The following is a 17,195-nucleotide window of genomic DNA, read 5'->3' as shown; positions in this document are numbered from 1 at the left end:
GGCCTCACATACGGAACACGCCAAAGCGTGTGCTCTCGATCGGGGCATTCAGGCTGGCATCCAGCGCCAGGGCCAGGACTTCGCGTGTCTGGGCCGGGTCAATCACGCCGTCATCCCACAGGCGGGCGCTGGCGTAGTAGGGGTGCCCCTGCTTTTCGTACTGTTCACGGATCGGTGCCTTGAAGGCGGCTTCGTCCTCGGCACGCCAGGCATCGCCCAGCTGGTCGCGCTTGACCTGGGCCAGCACTCCGGCGGCCTGCTCGCCGCCCATGACCGAGATGCGGCTGTTGGGCCACATCCACAGGAAGCGCGGCCCGAAGGCTCGTCCGCACATGCCATAGTTGCCGGCGCCGAAGCTGCCGCCGATCAGTACGGTGAACTTCGGCACCCGGGCGCAGGCGACCGCATTGACCAGCTTGGCGCCGTCCCGGGCGATGCCGGCATTTTCCGCCTTGCGGCCGACCATGAAGCCGGTGATGTTCTGCAGGAAGATCAGCGGGATGCCGCGCTGGCAGCACAGCTCGATGAAGTGGCTGCCCTTGAGTGCCGACTCGGAGAACAGGATGCCGTTGTTGGCGATGAGGCCGACGCGAAAGCCGTTGAGCCGGGCAAAGCCGGTGACCAGGGTGGTGCCGTAGTTGCGCTTGAACTCGTCGAAATCAGAGTCGTCCACCAGGCGCAGGATGATCTCGCGGACATCAAAGGGTTTTTTGCTGTCGCAGGGAATCACCCCGTACAGCTCGCTGGCCGGGCGGCGTGGTGCGCGGGCGGCGATGCGGTCCAGCTCGCCCTGCTTGCGCCAGTTGAGGCTGGCGACGATCTGGCGTGCCAGTGCCAGGGCATGGCCATCGTTTTCCGCCAGATAGTCGGCGACGCCGGACAGCCGGGTGTGTACGTCGGCACCGCCCAGGTCTTCGGCGCTGACCACCTCACCCGTCGCCGCACGGACCAGTGGCGGGCCGCCGAGGAAAATCGTGCCCTGGTTGCGCACGATGATGGTTTCATCGCTCATGGCCGGTACATAGGCGCCGCCTGCGGTACAGGAACCCATCACCACGGCGATCTGGGCGATGCCGGCCGCCGACAGGTTGGCCTGGTTATAAAAGATGCGGCCAAAGTGATCGCGGTCGGGAAACACTTCGTCCTGCAGCGGCAGGAAGGCACCGCCGGAATCGACCAGGTAAAGGCAGGGCAGGCGGTTCTCCAGCGCGATTTCCTGAGCACGCAGATGCTTTTTGACGGTCATCGGGTAGTAGGTGCCGCCTTTGACCGTGGCGTCGTTGGCGACAATCATGCACTCCACGCCGCTGACCCGGCCGATACCGCACACCATGCCGGCTGCCGGGGCGTCGTTGTTGTACATGTCGAAGGCCGCCAGCGGTGACAGCTCGAGAAAGGGCGAGTCGGCGTCCAGCAGATGGTCGATGCGCTCGCGCACCAGCATCTTGCCGCGTGCGGTGTGCCTGGCAGCGGCACTCGCCCCCCCTCCCTGTGCCACTTGCGCCAGTTTCTGCTGCAGATCGTCGACCAGCGCGCGCATGGCGGCGCTATTGGCCTGAAAGTCGGCAGACTGCGGGGACAGCGTGGTTTCCAGGATGGCCATGGCAGCTCCTTCAGCCTTGTTCGGCCATCAGTTCGCGACCGATCAGCCAGCGGCGGATTTCGCTGGTGCCGGCGCCGATTTCATACAGCTTGGCATCGCGCAGCAGGCGGCCGGCCGGGAAGTCGTTGATATAGCCGTTGCCCCCCAGGCACTGAATGGTTTCCAGCGCCATCTGCGTGGCCTTCTCGGCCGCGAACAGGATGGCGCCGGCGGCATCTTTGCGTACTACGCGGCCTTCCAGACCATTGTCCAGCGCCGTACCGACCGAGTAGACGTAGGCGCGGGTGGCTGAAAGCGAGACATACATATCGGCCAGTTTGCCCTGCATCAGCTGGAAGTCGCCGATGGCACGACCGAACTGCTTGCGTTCCTTCAGGTAGGGCAGGGCCAGGTCCAGACAGGCTTGCATGATGCCCAGCGGGCCGGCTGCCAGCACGGCGCGTTCGTAGTCCAGACCACTCATCAGGACTTTGACGCCGCCGCCGACTTCGCCCAGTACATTGGCACGCGGCACGCGGACTTCGTCGAAGAACAGCGGGTAGGTGTTGGAGCCGCGCATGCCCAGCTTGTCCAGCTTGTTGCCGAAGGAGAAGCCCGGCATGCCTTTCTCTACCAGGAAGGCGGTGATGTCCCGGTCCGAGGTCTTGGCGTAGATCACCAGCACATCGGCGTCGCCCCCGTTGGTGATCCACATCTTCGAACCGTTGAGCACATAGTGATCACCGTCCTCGCGGGCCTTGAGCTGCATGCTGACGACGTCGGATCCGGCATTGGGCTCGGACATCGCCAGCGCCCCGACATGCTCACCGCTGATCAGTTTGGGCAGGAAACGGCGTTTCTGTGCTTCGTTGCCATTGCGGAAGATCTGGTTGACGCACAGATTGGCGTGCGCGCCGTAGGACAGACCGACCGAAGCCGAGGCGCGGCTGATTTCTTCCATCGCCACGATCTGCGCCAAATAGCCCAGTTCGCTGCCGCCGAAAGCCTCGGAGACCGTGATGCCCAGGAGACCCAGGTCTCCCATCTTGCGCCACAGGTCGGCCGGAAACAGATTATCGCGATCGATGTCGGCGGCGCGCGGGGCAATTTCCTGCGTGGCGAAATCGCGCACGCTGTCTCGCAGCATGTCGAGGCTTTGCTGATCCATGGTGTCTCTCCCTGTGGTGTATGCATTAATCATCCATTACGTTTACGTAAACGTCAATACGTATTCGGCGTGGACCGCGGGCGGAGCAGCGTGTACTTCAGGGACTCAGATGCTGGCGATGACCTCGCGGCAATGGGCCGACAGAACGTCGATTTCCTGCAGGACTTCGTCGATGTCCTGGCGCTGGCGCAGCAGCTGGTCGCGGCGTTCGGTCAGCAGTTGCAGCAGCAGATGGGATTGTTGTGCTTCGTCGCGGGCGCGCTGGTAGAGGTCGAGAATTTCGCGGATTTCGGCCAGCGACAGGCCGATGCGCTTGCCGCGCAGGATCAGTTTCAGCCGTGCGCGGTCGCGGCGGGTGAAGATGCGCTGCTGTCCCCGGCGCTCTGGTTCGATCAGCCCCTGTTCTTCGTAGAAGCGGATGGTGCGCGCGGTGACGTCCAGGTCGCGGGCCAGTTCGGAGATGGTGTAAGTGTCCTGTTCCATGTTTTTCTCTGCTTTGCCGGTTTGCCCGGTCTCAGGGCGCGATTGTAGCGTTTAATCTTAAGTGATGGCGGCCAAAGCGCAAATTTTGCCATTGCCGGTGGCCTGCCCATGCGCCATGACAATGATATTTGACGAATGTCCCACAAGCGGCGGCGTTATTGGCTACAATTCGCCCCAACCCTTCACCGAGGAAGCATCATGAGTGCCACCGTATTCGACGATCAAGACCTGGCTCGCCTGGAACATCTGCTCAATCCGCTGTCTGCCGCAGGCAGCACCATGCGTCCGGATGAGGTGCAAGGCTTTTTCGCGGCGCTGATCAGCGGCCCGGATGAAGTACCGGCTTCGTTCTGGTGGTCGGAAGTGCTGGGCGATGCGCCGGCCTTTGCCAACGAGGCCGACAAGGCCGAGTTGCAGACCCTGCTGGAAAAGCTCTACCACGCCACGGCGGATGCCCTGGCCGCGAAAGCGCCGCTGGACCTGATCCTGTATGCCGAGGAAGACTCGGACGAGGCCGATTACTGGCCCTGGTGCAATGCCTATCTGTATGCCCTCGACAGCGTGCCGACCGACTGGTTCGACAAGGCCGACGACGAGGGTTTCGAGGAGCTGCTGCTGCCGGTGATGGCGCTGGGCGGCATGTTCGAGGAAGACGACGGCGACGATCTGGTGGATTTCAGTCCGGAAGAACTGGATGATTTCCGCGACCAGCTGCCGGATGCCGTGCAGGCGGTGTTCAATTACTGGCATGCCAAGGCCAATGCGCCGGCCACCATCCGCCGTGACGGAGACAAGGTGGGCCGCAACGATCCCTGCCCGTGCGGCAGCGGCAAGAAGTACAAGGCGTGCTGCGGCAAGGACGAGTAACGCTCTCGGCCGGTCATGAAAATGCCCCGCACAGTGTGCGGGGCATTTTTGTTGTGAAAGAACCGGCTTACTGCAGGGCGAAGTCGGTGTCCTTCATCAGCGGCTTGGCGCCAGTCTTCAGCTGGGCCAGCAGGCTGTGGGTTTCCGGCAGCAGCTTGGCAAAGTAGAAGCGGGCGGTGGCGATCTTGCCCTTGTGGAAGTCGTCGTCCTGGCCAAAGGACACGGCGGCCATGCGTGCCCACAGCCAGGCATAGGTCAGGTGGCCGATCAGGCGCAGATAGTCGGTTGCCGCGGCACCGACTTCATCCTTGTCCTGCATGGCGGCCATGCCGATCTTGACGCTGACTTCCCCGACTTCTTTCATCAGTTGCACCAGCGGGGCGGTGAATTCGGTCAGTTCGGCACGATCCTGGCTTTCCTTGAGGAACTGCTGGATCAGGCCGGAGAACTGGCGCAGCTTGGCGCCCTGATCGGACAGCACCTTGCGTGCCAGCAGATCCAGCGCCTGGATGCCGTTGGTGCCCTCGTAGAGCTGGGCAATACGGCAATCGCGCACCAGTTGTTCCATGCCCCATTCGCGGATGTAGCCATGACCGCCGAAGACCTGTACCCCCAGGTTGGTGGCGCTGAAGCCATTGTCGGTCATGAAGGCCTTGGCGACCGGGGTCAGCAGGGCGACCAGGTCGGCAGCGGCTTTGCGGGCATCGGCATCCGGATGCTTCTCCTCGATATCCAGCTGCAGCGCCAGGAAGGTGGTCAGGGCGCGGCCGGCCTCGGTGTAAGCCTTTTGGGTCAGCAGCATGCGGCGCACGTCCGGATGCACAATGATCGGGTCGGCGGCTTTTTCCGGTGCCTTCGGGCCATTGAGTGCCCGCATCTGCAGGCGGTCTTTGGCATAGGTCAGCGCGCCCTGATAGGAGGCTTCACCCAGTCCCAGGCCCTGCATGCCGCAGCCCAGGCGCGCGGCGTTCATCATGGTGAACATGCAGGCCAGACCCTTGTTCGGTTCGCCCAGCAGGTAGCCGCGGGCCCCTTCGAAGTTGAGCACGGCCGTGGCGTTGGCGCGGATGCCCATCTTGTGCTCCAGGCTGCCGCAGAAGACCGGGTTGCGGCTGCCGTCTTCGTGGAACTTGGGCACGATGAACAGCGAGATGCCCTTCACGTCTTTCGGCGCATCCGGCAGACGGGCCAGCACCAGGTGGATGATGTTGCCCGCCAGGTCGTGCTCGCCGGCGGAGATGAAGATCTTGGTGCCGGTGATGGCAAAGCTGCCATCACCATTCGGCTCGGCGCGGGTTTTCAGCAGGCCCAGATCGGTACCGCAGTGCGGTTCAGTCAGGCACATGGTGCCGGTCCAGCTGCCATCGACCAGCCTGGGCAGGTACTGGTTCTTCTGTTCGCTGGTGCCATGGGCGTGGATCGCGGCGTAGGCGCCATGCGACAGACCGGGGTACATCGACCAGGCGACGTTGGCCGAGCAGAGCATCTCCATGGCCGGGAAGGCGAGGATCTTCGGCATGCCCAGTCCGCCATACTGCGGGTCGCAGTCCAGTGCCGGGAAGCCGAGCTCGCAATATTGCCTGTAGGCATCGGCGAAGCCGGTCGGCGTGGTGACGCTGTGCGTGGCCGGGTCGAACTGGCAGCCTTGCTCATCGCCCTGACGGTTGAGCGGTGCCAGTTCGTTTTCACAGAAGGTGGCCGCGGCCTCCAGGTAGGAGGCCAGGGTTTCCTTGTCCATGTCCTCGTAGCCCGGCAGGGTCTTCAGGGTTTGCTGCACGGCAAACAGTTCGTTCAGTACAAAGTCGAAATCGCGCAGCGGGGCTTGATAAGCGGGCATCAGTTTCTCCTGGTCTTGCTGTGGTTGGGCAGGGGGCCTTCAGTCGGGGCGGTCGCGGTCGCATGCAGCTCGGGCTGTCTTGTGGCGTGGTCGCGCTCGCCGGAATTGATTCAAACGTTTGTTTAATTTATTTCCGCTGCTTTGACAAGTGTTATATGACATCGGGGAGGGGGGGCGAGGGGGAGCCAGCGTTGTATTTTTGCACTGGCCGCCAGAGACCATTTTTGCTGGGTTTCGGCACATCTGGCGTTCATGTCCTAGAATGAACTCAATATTTTGTGTTTGTCGCTGGCTTGCCTCGGTACAATGGCGCATCGCTGTATCGAACGGTTTTTGCTTTTGGTTTGAAAGGGTTGCCGTGGATTTGACCGAGAAGATGATTGATTCGCAGCTGGTGTTCGAGGGCGGCTTCCTCAAGGTGCGACGCGATCGGATTCAACTGCCGGATGGCAGCGAGGGCTGGCGTGAGTATATCCGTCACCCCGGGGCCGTCGCGGTGCTGGCGCTCACCGATGATCAGCAGGTGGTGCTGGAACGGCAATACCGCTATCCCTCGGGGCGCGAGTTCCTGGAGATTCCGGCCGGCAAGCTGGACCAGGGAGAGTCGCACGAGGCCTGCGGCCGGCGCGAGCTGCTGGAGGAAACCGGCCATGTGGCGCGCGAGTGGGTCTTCCTCGGAACCGCACATCCCTGCATCGGTTATGCCGATGAACAGATCCACTATTTCCTGGCTCGCGGGCTGAGCCAGTCTGCCCGTCAGCTGGATGACGGCGAGTTTCTCGAGGTGGTGACCCTGCCGCTGGCAGAAGTGACCGCCATGACCCTGAACGGAGCCATCTGCGACAGCAAGAGCCTGGTCGGCCTGTACTGGCTGCAGGCTTATCTTGAAGGGAGAATGCCCGGTGCCGTTTGATTCCCACCATAACCGGCGCGGTTCGCGCCGGGTCTCGATGCGCTGCAAGGCCCGCATCAAGTCGCTGCATACCGGTGAAACCCACTACGGCGAGTGTGCCGACATCTCGGTCGACGGCATCGCGCTGCATACCTCTTACGTGCCGCAGTATGGCGAGCACCTGATGGTGCTGGTGTTGACGCCATCCGTGGGCAGCGTGCCCGGTCGTCCTTTCGAAGCCGAGGTTGAGGTTCGCCGCTGCAACGAGCTGGAGCGTCACCGTCTCTACGAGATCGGCGCCAAGATTCTCACCCGTCGTTGAGGTGATAACGTCATGATTCCGTCCTCTGGATCATGTCTTTGACATTTGCCCGACCATGCAACGGTTGCAAATTTTTTTCGCTTTGCGTTTCGTGCCTTTGTTTTTGTTTCTTCAGTGATTTTTCCTGCCGTCGCGGTGTTTGCCGCCTGAAATGACGGATTTATCGGGCTTTCCGGCTTGCGTCACCAGCCTGTCATTGTGCTATACCCTAAAAAAACAGAACGGAATTTGCTGCAGTCACTCTAAGTTGAGCAAGGGGCGCCGGGTGCTTTGATGCAGTCCTGCGTTTCCCTGCAATTTGCCAGGAGAGAGCCATGCACCCGGACATCTTCAGTCAGTACGCCTCGCGCTACGATCGTACCCGCGAAGAAGAATTCACCATCCAGGAATATCTCGAATTGTGCAAGCGTGAGCCCGCGGCCTATGCCACGGCGTCGGAGCGCATGCTGATGGCCATCGGCGAGCCGGAGCTGGTCGATACCCGTCACGATTCCCGCCTGTCGCGTATTTTCAGCAACAAGATCATCAAGGTTTACCCTGCCTTCCGTGACTTCTACGGCATGGAGGAGGTGATCGAGCAGGTGGTGGCCTACTTCCGCCACGCCGCTCAGGGCCTGGAAGAGAAGAAGCAGATTCTGTATCTGCTGGGGCCGGTGGGGGGTGGCAAATCGTCCATCGCGGAAAAACTGAAAGAGCTGACCGAGCTGGTGCCGTTCTATTGCCTGAAGGGCTCCCCGGTCAACGAGTCGCCGCTTGGCCTGTTCAACTATGAGGAAGACGGTCCGATTCTGGAAGAACAGTACGGTATCCCGCGCCGCTACCTGAAGCCGATTCCCAGCCCGTGGGCAGTCAAGCGCCTGCATGAGTTCAATGGCGACATCGGCCAGTTCCGCGTGGTGAAGCGTTATCCTTCCGTGCTGCGCCAGATTGCGGTGGCCAAGACCGAGCCGGGGGACGAGAACAATCAGGATATCTCGTCGCTGGTAGGCAAGGTGGATATCCGCAAGCTGGAGAAGTACGCCCAGGACGATCCGGATGCTTACAGCTACTCCGGCGGGCTGTGCCTGGCCAACCAGGGCTTGCTCGAGTTCGTGGAAATGTTCAAGGCGCCGATCAAGGTGCTGCACCCGCTGCTGACCGCCACCCAGGAAGGCAACTTCAAGGGGACGGAAGGCTTCGGCGCGATTCCGTTTGACGGCATCATCCTGGCGCACTCGAACGAATCGGAGTGGAAGCAGTTCCGCAACAACAAGAACAATGAGGCTTTCCTTGACCGTATTTACATCGTGAAGGTGCCGTATTGCCTGCGCGTCAAGGACGAGATCCGCATTTACGACAAGCTGATCACCAATTCTTCGCTGGGCCGTGCGCCCTGCGCCCCGGGCACGCTGAAAATGATGGCGCAGTTTGCCGTGCTGTCGCGGTTGAAAGAGCCGGAAAACTCGAGCATCTACAGCAAGATGCAGGTCTATGACGGTGAAAACCTGAAAGACACCGATCCGAAGGCCAAGTCGCAGCAGGAGTACCGTGACTTTGCCGGCGTGGACGAGGGCATGAGTGGCCTGTCGACCCGTTTTGCCTACAAGATCCTGTCCAAGGTGTTCAACTTCGACCACAGCGAAGTGGCGGCCAACCCGGTGCATCTGCTGTATGTGCTGGAGCAGCAGGTTGAGCGTGAGCAATTCCCGGCCGAGACCGAGCAGCGCTACATGTCCTTCATCAAGGAGTATCTGGCGCCGAAGTATGTCGAGTTCATCGGCAAGGAGATCCAGACCGCCTATCTGGAGAGCTACTCCGAATACGGGCAGAACATCTTTGATCGTTATGTGACCTTTGCCGATTACTGGATCCAGGATCAGGAATACCGCGATCAGGATACCGGTGAGATCTTCGACCGCAACTCGCTCAACGCCGAGCTGGAAAAGATCGAGAAGCCGGCGGGGATTTCCAATCCGAAGGACTTCCGCAACGAGATCGTCAACTTCGTGTTGCGTGCCCGCGCCAGCGCCGGTGGCAAGAATCCGACCTGGACCAGCTACGAGAAGCTGCGTACGGTGATCGAGAAGAAGATGTTCTCGAATACCGAGGAGCTGCTGCCGGTGATCTCGTTCAATGCCAAGGCCAGTGCCGAGGATGCCAAGAAGCACGAGGATTTCGTCAATCGGATGGTCGAGAAGGGGTATACCGCCAAGCAGGTGCGGCTGTTGTGCGAATGGTATCTGCGCGTGCGCAAGTCGTCATGAACGCACGGCCCTAACCAACCTGACGGGGGGCGCCCGGGACGGGCGCCCCAAGCGAGGTCGCCATGTCCCATCTCATCGATCGTCGTCTCAACGGCAAGAACAAGTCCGCGGTCAACCGCGAGCGATTCCTGCGCCGTTTCAAGGCGCAAATCAAGGAGGCCGTTTCGCGCGCCATCAAGGGGCGCAGCATTACCGATATCGATAGCGGTGAAAAAGTGTCGATTCCGGTCAAGGATATTTCTGAACCGCAATTCCATCATGGCCGTGGCGGGGTGTGGGAGAACGTGCATCCCGGCAACGAGGATTACATCCGGGGAGATCGTATCGACCGTCCGCAAGGCGGCGGTGGTGGCGGTGGCGGCGGCAAGGCCAGCAAGGATGGCTCCGGCGAGGATGATTTCGCCTTCGAGCTGTCGCGCGAAGAGTTCATGAATGTGTTCTTCGATGATCTGGCGCTGCCGAATCTGATCAAGACCCAGCTGATGGGCATCGACGAGCTCAAGTCGGTGCGTGCCGGCTATACCAATGATGGTACGCCGACCAATATCAGCATCGTGCGCTCACTGCGCGGCGCACTGGCGCGCCGGGTGGCCATGGCGGCGCCGACGCTCAATCAGCTCAACGATGCCGAGGAAGAACTCGACGCCCTGATCGAGTCCGACGATGACGTGGCGATCGAGGTGCGCGAACGGCGTGCCAGGATCCATCAGTTGCGCGAGAAGATCGCCAGCATCCCGTTCATCGATCCGTTTGACCTGCGTTACAACAATCGGGTCAAGTTGCCGATGCCGACCAGTCAGGCGGTGATGTTCTGCCTGATGGACGTGTCCGGTTCGATGGATGAGGCCAAGAAGGACATGGCCAAGCGCTTTTTCATCCTGCTGTACATGTTCTTGCAGCGCAATTACGACAAGATCGAGGTGGTGTTCATCCGTCACCATACCAGTGCGGTGGAGGTGGACGAGCATGACTTTTTCCATTCGCGCGAATCCGGCGGCACGGTGGTGTCTTCGGCGCTGAACCTGATGCGTGATGTCATCCAGAAGCGCTATTCGACCAGTGACTGGAATATCTACGCCGCCCAGGCTTCGGACGGTGACAACTGGGACAGTGATTCGGCCAATTGCGCCCGCATTCTGGAAGAACAGCTGCTGCCGTACTGCCAGTACTACGCCTATATCGAAATTACCGACGGTGATCCGCAGAACCTGTGGTACGAGTATCTGAACGTCAAGGAACGCAACCGCCACTTCGCCATGCAGAAGATCAATACGGCGGCGGATATCTATCCGGTGTTCCGCGAGCTGTTCAAGCGTCAGCCTGCGACCAACCGCTGAAGGAGACGTGCCATGACCCCGATTTCGACCGGCTCCGAGTGGACCTTCGATCTGATCAACGACTATGACCGCGAGATCCGCGATATTGCGGTGGGTGAGTTCGGCCTGGATGTGTATCCTGTGCAGCTGGAGATCATCACTGCCGAACAGATGATGGATGCCTATTCCTCGGTGGGCATGCCGGTCAACTATCACCACTGGTCGTTCGGCAAGCATTTCGTCTCGACCGAGAAAAGCTACCGTCGCGGCCAGATGGGGCTGGCCTACGAGATTGTCATCAACTCCAGTCCCTGCATTGCCTATCTGATGGAAGAGAACTCGATGACCATGCAGGCGCTGGTGATTGCCCATGCCGCCTATGGCCACAATTCCTTCTTCAAGGGCAATTATCTGTTCAAGACCTGGACCGATGCCTCGGCCATCATCGATTACCTGGTGTTTGCCAAGAGCTATATCGCCCGTTGCGAGGAGCGTTATGGCATCGATGCGGTGGAGAGTCTGCTCGACTCCTGCCATGCGCTGATGAGCTACGGTGTCGATCGCTACAAGCGCCCGCAGAAGCTGTCGCTGGCCAAGGAACAGGCCCGGCAGGAGGAGCGCGAGCATTATCTGCAGATGCAGGTCAATGACCTCTGGCGCACCATCCCGCGGCGTGAGCGCGACGATGCCGACAAGGCCAGTCTGCGTTTCCCGCCGGAGCCGCAGGAGAATCTGCTGTACTTTATCGAGAAGTCGGCGCCACTGCTGGAGCCGTGGCAGCGTGAAATCGTGCGTATCGTGCGCAAGGTGGCGCAGTACTTCTATCCGCAGCGCCAGACGCAGGTGATGAACGAAGGCTGGGCGACTTTCTGGCACTACACCATCATGAACCGGCTGTTCGACAAGGGGCTGATTACCGATGGGGCGATGCTGGAGTTCCTGCAATCGCATACCAATGTGATCTATCAGCCGCCGGTGACGGCGCGCTGGTACAACGGCATCAATCCGTATGCGCTGGGGTTTGCGATGTTCCAGGATATCCGGCGTATCTGCGAGGCGCCGACCGAGGAGGATCGCGCCTGGTTCCCGGACATTGCCGGTGGCAACTGGCGCGAGGTGCTGGATTTCGCCATGCGTAATTTCAAGGATGAAAGCTTTATTTCGCAGTACCTGTCACCGAACATGATCCGGCATTTCCGCTTGTTCAGCATTCGCGACAATGACCTGGATGACAAGCTGGAAATCACCTCAATCCATGATGACGAAGGCTATCAGGCGGTGCGGCAGAAGCTGTCCGAGCAGTACAACCTCGGTTCGCGCGAACCCAATATCCAGGTCTGGTCGGTCAATGTGCGTGGAGACCGCAGCCTGACCTTGCGGCACAGCATGTATCAGCGCCGTCCGCTGGAGGAGAGCAGTACCGAGGAGGTGCTCAAGCATGTGGCCCGCCTGTGGGGCTTTGATGTGCGGCTGGAGAGCGTGGATGAAACCGGCCATGTCTGCCAGACCTACGAGGCCAAGGCGCTGCCGCTGGAATACCAGATTGCCTGAAGCCTGATGTTTGTCACTCGCACTGGACGGTTTGCTGCAGGTTGACCGTCCAGTCGCTTCCCTGCCAGCCGCTCCCCGGCTGGCAGCGACTTTGTCCCAGCCATTTCCTGATATCGCGTGCCAGTGCCCCGATGTGATGGATTTCCTGACTGTTACCCGCCAGGGCCAGGGTGAAGGGCGAGGTATCCAGGCCCGCCAGCCGGATTTGCAATTGCCGGAAGTCTGCCGGATCGGCATGGCTCAGCTCGACACCGAACCAGACAATGCGGCTGGCAGCCATCAGTGGACGCCGATGATTGGACTGCAGAGTCAGCCAGCCGGCTTTTTGCGCGCGCCTGCCAGCCAGTTCGGTCGGACCCGTTGCGGTTTCGGCGCTCAGGCGTGGCGCCAGGGCCAATAGTCGGCAGGCTTGTTGTCCCTGATTGGTGATGGCGATCAGCCAGCGTTCTTTCATCATGCCCGGGGTTTCGCGCGCCAGCAGTGCCAGGCTGAGCTGGCTGGCCTGGCAAGGTGGCACGATGGATGAAGCAAGAGACAGGCTGCTTGCCGACAGGGTGGCGCACAGCAGGACGGCAGACGGATTCGGACGCATGGTGGCTCCAGCTTGGTGAGGGGGCTCAGTGTGCCGCGCGTCTTGCCGGGCCGCCAATGCGCCGGTTCTTAAAGCGTCAGCGCTGTCCGGCCAGCGCAGCGACCAGTTTGTTGGCCTGATTGATCATCACGCGCGGTGAAACATGGCGGCTGCGGGTCATGGCGACGAAGACGCCGACCTTGTGTTGCGGGTCCATGGCAACGTAGGTCAGGAAGCCCCCGCCGCCCCCGGTTTTCTGCAGCATGGCCGGCTGGCCGTTGCGGGCTTCCATGTACACCCAGCCCAGGCCCAGGGCATCAGCCTGGCCGGCATGGTCCATGCCATTGACCGCCCGCAGGTCCTTGCGGCGGTACACCATCTGCTGGGCACGCTGCGCCACGGCGGTTCGGGGATGCAGCTGGGCTTGCAGCCACAGCGCCATGTCATGCGGGGTGGAGTAGATGCCGCCACTGCCATCGGCCGGCAGGGAGGGGGTGCAGGGGCTGGCGTCAATGCCCTGCATCAGGCGGGCGCATTGTGCCGCACTCGGGGTGAAGGTGGTGTTGCTCATGCCGAGCGGCGCGGTGACCTTGCTGCGCAGCAGTTCGGCATAGGGTTTGCCGCCGGCACGTGCCAGCGCGTCGGCCAGAAAGTCAAAGGCCAGATTGGAATAGGCGGCGCGGGTGCCGGGCACGGCATTGAGACGGCCCTGGCTCATCCATTGCCAGCGTTGTTGCTGCGTCGGCCAGGAAAACACCGGGGCATCGGCCGGGCGCATGCCGGGCATCTCGCGCGGCAGTCCGCTGGTGTGGGTGGCCAGATTGACCAGCCGGATGGTCTCGCCCTTGCTGCCTTGCGGGACGGTGACGCCCTGCGGTGCATATTTCTGCAGCGGGTCGTTCAGGTTGAGCCGGCCCTCCGCGGCAAGGGCGACCAGGACTTCGCTGGTGAACAGCTTGCTGATCGAGGCGATGCGGATCAGTGTGTCGGCTTTGGGAGCTGTCCGATTACCATAACGGGTTTCGCCGAGGTATTTTTGCCAGGTACGGTTGCCATCGACAATGACGACGGTCATGCCGACCGGGCGGCTGCTGGCTTGCATCTGGCGGGTGTATTGCTCGACCAGCCGGTCGGTGCTGTCGGTGGCAGCGTGGCTGAACTGGGGCAGGAGTACCATGCTCAGTCCCAGCGGGAAAAGGTGGCGTGTTTGCAATTTATTTTCCTGATCTAGTCTGCGGCAGTCATCCGGGCTGCCGGTTTGTCATGGCGGCAGTGGCTGCCGCCATCGATGTCTTGTCCGTTACGCTCTGGTAGACGGTTTCAATCGGCTGATGTTCCTGCCAGAGGAACAAAAGCACGTAGTTGTTCATCATTACTGATTAATTCGGCAAGTCTTACGCCATAAATGGCTTCCAGCCTGGCTTTCTGCATCACCTCGCTGGCGGGACCAAAGGCCGCGGCCCGCCCGCCATGTAGCAGCAGCACCCGGTCCGCATGGCGCATCGCCAGATTCAGGTCATGCACGACGGCAATGACGCCCAGCTGGTAGGTATGTGCCAGGTGACGGACCTGATGCATCAGCGCATCGGCCAGACCGAAATCCAGCGCGGCAGTCGGTTCGTCCAGCAGCAGATAGCGCTGTGGCGCGCCGGAGCCGGTGAGCTGCAACAGGGCGCGCGCCAGATGGACGCGCTGTCGTTCGCCGCCGGACAGGGTCTCGAGCCGGCGCTGTGCCAGTTGATCGCATTGCATCAGTTGCATGGCCTGGCGCCAGTCGGCGGCCTGTCTGTCATGCAGATAGCCGCCCATCATCACCAGTTCTGCCGCGGTAAAGCCTGGCTGCCAGCCCGGGTATTGTTCGACCACTGCGCGCAGGCTGGCCAGCGCACGGGCGTCGAGGCCGGCCGGATCATGGTTGCCCAGGCGGATCTCTCCGCTGCTGGGGCGCTGCAGGCCGGAGAGCAGGGACAGCAGCGTGCTCTTGCCCGCGCCGTTGGGCCCGATGATCAGGGTCAGTTCACCGCAGGCGGCCTGCAGCGAGATGTCGTCCAGCAGGACCTTGTCGCCGACCTGCAGTCCCAGTTGACGTGCTTCAAGCATGGGGCCTCCGCTGACTGTTCTGCCAGAGCAACCAGAGGAAGAAGGGGGCGCCGGCCAGACTGGTGATGACGCCGACCGGCAACTCGACCGGGTAGAGCACACTGTGAGCCAGCCAGTCGGCCAGCAGCGCCAGCCAGCCGCCCATCAGCGGTGCGGCAATCAGCAGGCGCCTGGCATGGCTGCCGATGAACTGGCGGGCAAGGTGGGGTGCCATCAGGCCGATGAAGCCGACCATACCGCAGGTCGAGACCACCAGTGCGGTGGCCATGGCGGCCAGCAGGATGACGCGCAGGCCACCCCTGCGGACATCGAAGCCGAGATGGAAGGCGGTGGGGGCGCCCAGCTGCAGGGCGTTGAGCAGGCGCCATTCGCGAAACAGCAGCCAGATGAGCAGCGGGGCGGTCAGCAGGAACAGTCGGGCCTGGTTCCAGTCCGCGTTGGCGAAGCTGCCCATCAGCCAGAAGGTGATGGTGCGCAGCGAGCCGTCGGGCAGGGTGGTGATCAGCAGGGTGAGCAAGCTGCCGAAGACCGCGTTGACGGCAATGCCCGCCAGAATGAGTCGTTCACCGTCGGCGGCATTGCGGCTCATCAGGCAGGTCAGTCCGAGTGCGCCCAGGCCGCCGAGGAAGGCCAGCAGGGAGACCAGGGGAACCGGCAGGGCGAATTGCAGGGCCAGTGCCGCCGACAGGGCGGCGCCGCCACTGATGCCGACCAGCCCGGGTTCGGCCAGCGGATTCTGAAAGCGCGCCTGGATGGCACTGCCGGCGGCAGCGAGCAGGGCGCCTGCCAGGAAGGCCAGAATCTGGCGCGGCAACTGGAGTTGCCAAAGCAACTGGCGTTCGATATCGGGCAGGGTGCCGGTCAGCAGGGTGAGCACCGGCGCAGGGTGTCCGTCGGGTGTCAGGCAGAGCGCCGCCGCCACCGTCAGGAGAATGACGGTGGCCAGCAGCAGTACCAGGGAGAGCAGACGCATCGAAACTTATGCCTCAGCGGAGGCCCAGAACGTCCTGCATGCTGAACAGGCCACGCTGGTGTTGCGCCAGCCAGCCCGCGGCGCGAACGGCGCCCTGGGCGAAGGTGGCACGGCTGGAAGCCTTGTGGGTGATTTCGACGCGTTCGCCCTGGGTGGCGAACATCACCGTGTGGTCGCCGACGATATCGCCGCCGCGCACGGTGGCAAAACCGATGGTCGACGGATCACGTGCACCGGTATGCCCCTCGCGGCCATAGACGGCACAGCTTTCCAGATCGCGCCCCAGGGCATCGGCAACCACCTCGCCCATGCGCAGGGCGGTACCGGAGGGGGCGTCAACCTTGTGGCGATGGTGTGCTTCGATGATTTCGATGTCGTAGCCTTCCGACAGAACGCGTGCGGCGATATCGAGCAGTTTGAAGGTCAGGTTCACGCCGACGCTGAAGTTCGGCGCAAACACGATGCCGATGTCTCCGGCCGCCGCTTCGATGGCCTGCTTGCCTGCCGCGTCAAAGCCGGTGGTGCCGATGATCATGTTGACCTTGTGTTGCCGGCAGGCTTCGAGATAGGTCAGGGTGGCCTCCGGACGGGTAAAGTCGATCAGTACGTCGGCTTCGGCCAGGGCGGCTTGCACATCATGGGTAACCGGTACGCCGGTGTTCAGTCCGGACATCAGTCCGGCATCCTGCCCGATCTGCGGCGCATCCGGGCGATCCAGTGCGGCATGGAGACGGAATTCCTGCGGTCTTTCCAGTACGGCTTCGATCAGGCTGCGGCCCATGCGTCCGCCGGCGCCGACGATGACAACCTTCAATGCACTCATGGCTTCAGTGCCACGGCAGGCGCGGAAGCGTTCAGCGAGGGCGTCGGGACTTCTGCCGGCATGGCATCGCCATCGATCTTGCTGAGCTTGTCATCGGCGAAGGTGACGGTCAGCAGCTTGTCTGCCACTTTCTGGCCGTTGCTGAACAACTGGTATTTGTAGTCCCAACGGTTGGCGTGGAAGCTGTCGGCAATCAGCGGGGTACCGAGCACGAACCGTACCTGCGAGCGGGTCATGCCGAGCTTCAGGCGGGCGACATCATCCTGGGTGATCAGGTTGCCCTGCTGGATCTCCATATGGTAGGCATGCCAGTTTGCGGGATTGAGATAGGTGCAGCCAGAAAGGGCTATGACGGCGACGAAGGTCAGGGCGCGCATGTGACTCCACAACAGGTAGCGAAAAATTCGGGATGAATTAGGCAAACCAGCCAAAAGGCATTATTATGGCCTAAATCTGATGCCACTTTA

Annotated in this window: 16 protein-coding genes; 6 read left to right on the top strand and 10 right to left on the bottom strand. The window is 61.7% G+C overall.

Annotation, left to right across the window (positions count from 1 at the left end):
- Nucleotides 1-4: 4 nt before the first annotated feature.
- The 3 genes from JNO51_RS10530 to JNO51_RS10520 form a co-directional block, all read right to left on the bottom strand.
- Nucleotides 5-1,603 (bottom strand): carboxyl transferase domain-containing protein, encoded by a 1,599-nt coding sequence (locus JNO51_RS10530; protein WP_215776823.1) that lies wholly within the window; start codon nucleotides 1,601-1,603, stop codon nucleotides 5-7.
- Nucleotides 1,604-1,613: 10 nt separating this feature from the next.
- Nucleotides 1,614-2,750 (bottom strand): isovaleryl-CoA dehydrogenase, encoded by a 1,137-nt coding sequence (locus JNO51_RS10525; protein ID WP_215776820.1) that lies wholly within the window; start codon nucleotides 2,748-2,750, stop codon nucleotides 1,614-1,616.
- Between the two features lie 105 nt (nucleotides 2,751-2,855).
- Nucleotides 2,856-3,233, bottom strand: a complete 378-nt coding sequence (locus JNO51_RS10520) for a MerR family DNA-binding transcriptional regulator (RefSeq protein ID WP_215776818.1) — start codon at nucleotides 3,231-3,233, stop codon at nucleotides 2,856-2,858.
- A gap of 198 nt (nucleotides 3,234-3,431) precedes the next feature.
- Between JNO51_RS10520 and JNO51_RS10515 the strand changes: the two genes are divergently transcribed.
- Entirely contained in the window at nucleotides 3,432-4,100 is a 669-nt protein-coding gene (locus JNO51_RS10515; protein ID WP_215776816.1) for a YecA family protein, read from the top strand.
- 67 nt (nucleotides 4,101-4,167) lie between these two features.
- Here the strand turns inward: JNO51_RS10515 and JNO51_RS10510 are convergent, their stop codons facing one another.
- Entirely contained in the window at nucleotides 4,168-5,937 is a 1,770-nt protein-coding gene (locus JNO51_RS10510) for an acyl-CoA dehydrogenase C-terminal domain-containing protein (RefSeq protein ID WP_215776814.1), read from the bottom strand.
- A 358-nt stretch (nucleotides 5,938-6,295) separates the two neighbouring features.
- Here JNO51_RS10510 and JNO51_RS10505 point away from each other — a divergent pair, with 358 nt between their 5' ends.
- The 5 genes from JNO51_RS10505 (at nucleotide 6,296) to JNO51_RS10485 (ending at nucleotide 12,261) form a co-directional block, all read left to right on the top strand.
- Nucleotides 6,296-6,850, top strand: a complete 555-nt coding sequence (locus JNO51_RS10505; protein WP_215776811.1) for an NUDIX domain-containing protein — start codon at nucleotides 6,296-6,298, stop codon at nucleotides 6,848-6,850.
- Entirely contained in the window at nucleotides 6,840-7,151 is a 312-nt protein-coding gene (locus JNO51_RS10500; protein WP_252346060.1) for a PilZ domain-containing protein, read from the top strand. Before JNO51_RS10505 ends, JNO51_RS10500 begins: the two co-directional genes overlap by 11 nt.
- Before the next feature lie 314 nt (nucleotides 7,152-7,465).
- Complete coding sequence (locus JNO51_RS10495; RefSeq protein ID WP_215776808.1) at nucleotides 7,466-9,394, top strand: PrkA family serine protein kinase; 1,929 nt, start codon at nucleotides 7,466-7,468, stop codon at nucleotides 9,392-9,394.
- Nucleotides 9,395-9,456: 62 nt separating this feature from the next.
- Nucleotides 9,457-10,731, top strand: a complete 1,275-nt coding sequence (locus JNO51_RS10490; RefSeq protein WP_215776806.1) for a YeaH/YhbH family protein — start codon at nucleotides 9,457-9,459, stop codon at nucleotides 10,729-10,731.
- A 12-nt stretch (nucleotides 10,732-10,743) separates the two neighbouring features.
- Nucleotides 10,744-12,261 (top strand): SpoVR family protein, encoded by a 1,518-nt coding sequence (locus JNO51_RS10485; protein ID WP_215776804.1) that lies wholly within the window; start codon nucleotides 10,744-10,746, stop codon nucleotides 12,259-12,261.
- Nucleotides 12,262-12,274: 13 nt separating this feature from the next.
- On the opposite strand, the gene JNO51_RS10480 is transcribed toward JNO51_RS10485, so the two are convergent.
- The 6 genes from JNO51_RS10480 to JNO51_RS10455 all read right to left on the bottom strand — a co-directional run bounded on the left by JNO51_RS10480 (nucleotide 12,275) and on the right by JNO51_RS10455 (nucleotide 17,105).
- Nucleotides 12,275-12,853: a hypothetical protein gene (locus JNO51_RS10480; protein WP_215776801.1), complete on the bottom strand. Its 579-nt coding sequence runs from the start codon at nucleotides 12,851-12,853 to the stop codon at nucleotides 12,275-12,277.
- 76 nt (nucleotides 12,854-12,929) lie between these two features.
- Nucleotides 12,930-14,045 carry a D-alanyl-D-alanine-carboxypeptidase/endopeptidase AmpH gene (ampH, locus tag JNO51_RS10475; RefSeq protein WP_215776799.1) on the bottom strand — a complete coding sequence of 372 codons (1,116 nt, stop codon included), beginning with the start codon at nucleotides 14,043-14,045 and terminating at the stop codon, nucleotides 12,930-12,932.
- 107 nt (nucleotides 14,046-14,152) lie between these two features.
- Nucleotides 14,153-14,932, bottom strand: coding sequence for an ATP-binding cassette domain-containing protein (locus tag JNO51_RS10470; RefSeq protein ID WP_215776797.1), 780 nt, complete (start codon nucleotides 14,930-14,932; stop codon nucleotides 14,153-14,155).
- The gene (locus JNO51_RS10465; protein ID WP_215776794.1) at nucleotides 14,925-15,905 is read right to left on the bottom strand and encodes an iron ABC transporter permease; all 981 of its coding nucleotides are present in this window, start codon (nucleotides 15,903-15,905) and stop codon (nucleotides 14,925-14,927) included. Before JNO51_RS10465 ends, JNO51_RS10470 begins: the two co-directional genes overlap by 8 nt.
- Before the next feature lie 13 nt (nucleotides 15,906-15,918).
- Nucleotides 15,919-16,728 (bottom strand): 4-hydroxy-tetrahydrodipicolinate reductase, encoded by an 810-nt coding sequence (gene dapB / locus JNO51_RS10460; protein ID WP_215776791.1) that lies wholly within the window; start codon nucleotides 16,726-16,728, stop codon nucleotides 15,919-15,921.
- Nucleotides 16,725-17,105: an outer membrane protein assembly factor BamE gene (locus JNO51_RS10455; RefSeq protein ID WP_215776789.1), complete on the bottom strand. Its 381-nt coding sequence runs from the start codon at nucleotides 17,103-17,105 to the stop codon at nucleotides 16,725-16,727. The genes dapB and JNO51_RS10455 overlap by 4 nt, the downstream gene beginning before the upstream one ends.
- Nucleotides 17,106-17,195: the final 90 nt, after the last annotated feature.

This window comes from Paludibacterium sp. B53371 (assembly GCF_018802765.1).
GTDB lineage: Bacteria > Pseudomonadota > Gammaproteobacteria > Burkholderiales > Chromobacteriaceae > Paludibacterium.
This window is presented reverse-complemented; position numbering and strand designations above follow the sequence as displayed.

What these genes read in the sequence shown, in the direction of transcription:
- JNO51_RS10510 (WP_215776814.1), bottom strand. Translation starts at nt 5,937, where the DNA reads ATGCCCGCTTATCAAGCCCCGCTGCGCGATTTCGACTTTGTACTGAAC.
- JNO51_RS10530 (WP_215776823.1), bottom strand. Translation starts at nt 1,603, where the DNA reads ATGGCCATCCTGGAAACCACGCTGTCCCCGCAGTCTGCCGACTTTCAG.
- JNO51_RS10470 (WP_215776797.1), bottom strand. Translation starts at nt 14,932, where the DNA reads ATGCTTGAAGCACGTCAACTGGGACTGCAGGTCGGCGACAAGGTCCTG.
- JNO51_RS10520 (WP_215776818.1), bottom strand. Translation starts at nt 3,233, where the DNA reads ATGGAACAGGACACTTACACCATCTCCGAACTGGCCCGCGACCTGGAC.
- JNO51_RS10480 (WP_215776801.1), bottom strand. Translation starts at nt 12,853, where the DNA reads ATGCGTCCGAATCCGTCTGCCGTCCTGCTGTGCGCCACCCTGTCGGCA.
- JNO51_RS10525 (WP_215776820.1), bottom strand. Translation starts at nt 2,750, where the DNA reads ATGGATCAGCAAAGCCTCGACATGCTGCGAGACAGCGTGCGCGATTTC.
- JNO51_RS10515 (WP_215776816.1), top strand. Translation starts at nt 3,432, where the DNA reads ATGAGTGCCACCGTATTCGACGATCAAGACCTGGCTCGCCTGGAACAT.
- JNO51_RS10485 (WP_215776804.1), top strand. Translation starts at nt 10,744, where the DNA reads ATGACCCCGATTTCGACCGGCTCCGAGTGGACCTTCGATCTGATCAAC.
- dapB (WP_215776791.1), bottom strand. Translation starts at nt 16,728, where the DNA reads ATGAGTGCATTGAAGGTTGTCATCGTCGGCGCCGGCGGACGCATGGGC.
- JNO51_RS10465 (WP_215776794.1), bottom strand. Translation starts at nt 15,905, where the DNA reads ATGCGTCTGCTCTCCCTGGTACTGCTGCTGGCCACCGTCATTCTCCTG.
- JNO51_RS10495 (WP_215776808.1), top strand. Translation starts at nt 7,466, where the DNA reads ATGCACCCGGACATCTTCAGTCAGTACGCCTCGCGCTACGATCGTACC.
- JNO51_RS10455 (WP_215776789.1), bottom strand. Translation starts at nt 17,105, where the DNA reads ATGCGCGCCCTGACCTTCGTCGCCGTCATAGCCCTTTCTGGCTGCACC.
- JNO51_RS10490 (WP_215776806.1), top strand. Translation starts at nt 9,457, where the DNA reads ATGTCCCATCTCATCGATCGTCGTCTCAACGGCAAGAACAAGTCCGCG.